The sequence below is a fragment of the Actinomadura geliboluensis genome (assembly GCF_005889745.1).
In the GTDB taxonomy this organism is placed as follows: Bacteria; Actinomycetota; Actinomycetes; order Streptosporangiales; family Streptosporangiaceae; genus Spirillospora; species Spirillospora geliboluensis.
In genome coordinates, this window is sequence record NZ_VCKZ01000670.1 from 1 (window position 1) to 2517 (window position 2517).

The following is a 2517-nucleotide window of genomic DNA, read 5'->3' on the forward strand; positions in this document are numbered from 1 at the left end:
CACCCTCGACGACGGCCCCGACCCCGGCTCCACGCCCCTCTTCCTGGACGAGCTGGCCCGCCTCGGCTGCCACGCGACGTTCTTCGTCCTCGGCGCGATGCTGCGGCGCGCCCCGTCCCTCGGCCGCCGCATCGTCGCGGACGGGCACGAGATAGCCGTCCACGGCTGGCACCACGACAACACCCTCACGGCCCGCCCCGGCCGCACGTCCGCGGGCATCCGCGACACCGTCCACCTGGTCGAGGACGTCTGCGGCGTCACCCCGTCCTGGTACCGGCCGCCGTACGGCGCCCTGAGCACGGAGGCCCTCTTCGCGGCCCGCCGCAACGGCCTGCGTCCCGTCCTGTGGACGGCCTGGGGCAAGGACTGGACGGCGTCCGCGACCCCCGAGTCCGTCTTGCGCACCCTGGCACCGGGCCTCGAAGGCGGAGCGACCCTCCTCCTGCACGACAGCGACGTCACCTCGGCCCCCGGCGCCTGGAAGGCGACCCTGGCCGCCCTGCCCGAGGTCGTGACCAGATGCCGCGCCACCGCCCTGACCGTCGGCCCCCTGCGCGACCACGGAGTGCGCCCGTAACTCCCCCTGTCACAGGGCTACTACTCCCCCGGCATCCGCCCTCTATGTGAAACCACCAGCCGTTTCATGGCGAGCCCGAGGGACCTGACAGCCGGTTCACGTGCAGATCAAGGCGTTCCGGCCGGGCGACGGCCGTCCGCCGGCGCCCCTCCGCGCGGAGCCGGGTCGAGCAGCATGTGCCGCGGCGGCTTCGCGACGAGCAGGAACGGCACCGCGAGCAGCGCGATGAGCGGAACTGAGGGCCCGTGCTCCTCCCCTAGGACGAGGATCACGGCGGCGAGTGTTCCGATGACCCCGGCGGCCCACACCCCGAACGCGACGCGCCGCGCCCCGCTGGGACGGCGCCCGCCGAGCGCCGCTGCCGTCGCCAGCGTAAGAACGGCCGAGTTGACGAAAGCCGTACCGACCGCGACGAAGAACGGCGCGAAGACCACCGGAACGTCGCCGTCCAGCGCACCGACCAGCCCGACCGCCGCCGAAATAACGGCGAACGTCACGTACCGGAAGAGTTGGATCCACATGAACCTGCGGCGATTCCCCGGATCCCGCTGAACCGCACGCCGCGAAAGAGAGAACACGGCGCCTAGCCGGTCACGACACCGGACGGCGGCCACTGCCCGCCCGGTGCCCCAGCCTGCCGCGGCGACCGCACCGGCGAACACCGTGATCGAGAGCGCCGCGTTACCGAGTGCGGGGAGGTCGGCGCGTGTCCCACAGAGCCCCCATTTCAGTCAAGGTGAGACCACCCCCTGTGAATTGATTGGTCAAACTAGCACTCACCATTTGATGTGTCCACTAAGCCGGGTTCGTTTCCGGCATATCAGTCAACCGAAATAGGGTAATAGTGCCCGGGCCTTTAACCACCGCCACCATCGTCTTCGAGTGCGCCCGGCCACCGGGCGTATGACCGGTCAACTCGGCCGGATGCGCTGTTCCTCCTGATCGCTCTGGGGAGCAGGCGGTCGACGTGCGGCACCCCGCCCGGGCGGTGATCGCCCGGGCGGGGTGCGGTGCCGCGTCAGAGCCGCTGCTTGAGCATCTCCTTGCCCTGCTCGGCGCCCTTGCGGCTCTCGCCCTGCGCCCGCCGGAAGAAGTCCGCCAGCTCGACGTCGCCGTCGCGCTCGGCGTCCTCGATGTAGGTGTCCAGCCTGAGGGCGTTGCTCAGGCACTGCTCCACGAACCAAGTGATGTTGTAGTCCTTGTCCTTGGTCCCGGTGACGTGGCCTGTCTCTTGAGCAGCCATGTTTCCTCCCCCAATAGCGCTTCGCTCCGCGCCTACCCCATATGTCCGCCTCTATGTAGACGTGCACCCGTTTCATCCCTCCCGGCCGCCGGGCCGGTCCGCCGCCGTCCGGAATGGGGCGCGGCGCGGCGGGCGTTGAGGAGGGATGACCACGGCGGAAGAACGGCTGATCGCGGATCGCGACGCGCTCCTGAAGCTCATGGCGTCGCTGCGCGTCGACTGGGACGGCGTCGTCGAGGCGTCGGCGCAGACCGGGGTGGACGACGAGCACGACCCCGAGGGCGCCACCATCGCCTTCGAACGCTCCCGGATCGAGTCGTCCCTGAGCAGGGCAGAGGCACAGCTGGCCGACATCGAGAGCGCGCTGGAGCGGCTCCGCGACGGTACTTACGGCGCCTGCGAGCGCTGCGGCGGCCCGATCGGAGCGGACCGCCTGGCCGCCCGCCCCGCCGCCCGCACCTGCATCACCTGCGCCGCCGCCTGACTCGGACGGCGCAGGGCGTTCGAGCCGCCGGAGCGGTGGATGATCGGCCCTGGCAGCCGCCCTGTCACGGCTCGATAGTTAGCTCTTGCGCTAACTGTTTGGCGCTGGTAATACTTAGCCGCATGGCACAGTATTCGGCGGAGTTGGACGGGGTGTTCGTGGCGCTCGCCGATCCGACGCGGCGGGCCGTGGTGCGGCGCCTCGGGGGTGGGC

General features: G+C 70.6%; 4 protein-coding genes. 2 read left to right on the forward strand and 2 right to left on the reverse strand.

All coding sequences use genetic code 11. The features are described 5' to 3' along the window. The coding region (locus tag ETD96_RS43295; protein ID WP_138642275.1) for a polysaccharide deacetylase family protein at positions 1–577 on the forward strand (577 nt) is incomplete at its 5' end. A 107-nt stretch (positions 578–684) separates the two neighbouring features. Here the strand turns inward: ETD96_RS43295 and ETD96_RS43300 are convergent. Together ETD96_RS43300 and ETD96_RS43305 are read right to left on the reverse strand one after the other, a co-directional pair. Further along, a complete protein-coding gene (locus ETD96_RS43300; protein ID WP_138642276.1) occupies positions 685–1098 on the reverse strand; it encodes a hypothetical protein in 414 nt (137 codons plus the stop codon). 497 nt (positions 1099–1595) lie between these two features. Then, on the reverse strand, positions 1596–1820 hold the full coding sequence (locus ETD96_RS43305) for a hypothetical protein (protein ID WP_138642277.1): 225 nt from the start codon (positions 1818–1820) through the stop codon (positions 1596–1598). Positions 1821–1965: 145 nt separating this feature from the next. On the opposite strand from ETD96_RS43305, the gene ETD96_RS43310 reads away from it, so the two are divergent. Then, positions 1966–2304, forward strand: a complete 339-nt coding sequence (locus ETD96_RS43310; RefSeq protein WP_138642278.1) for a TraR/DksA family transcriptional regulator — start codon at positions 1966–1968, stop codon at positions 2302–2304. The last annotated feature ends 213 nt before the right edge of the window (positions 2305–2517 follow it).

Bases quoted from the DNA above. Each gene is read 5' to 3' on its own strand.
- ETD96_RS43310 (WP_138642278.1), top strand. From the start codon at position 1,966: ATGACCACGGCGGAAGAACGGCTGATCGCGGATCGCGACGCGCTCCTG.
- ETD96_RS43305 (WP_138642277.1), bottom strand. From the start codon at position 1,820: ATGGCTGCTCAAGAGACAGGCCACGTCACCGGGACCAAGGACAAGGAC.
- ETD96_RS43300 (WP_138642276.1), bottom strand. From the start codon at position 1,098: ATGTGGATCCAACTCTTCCGGTACGTGACGTTCGCCGTTATTTCGGCG.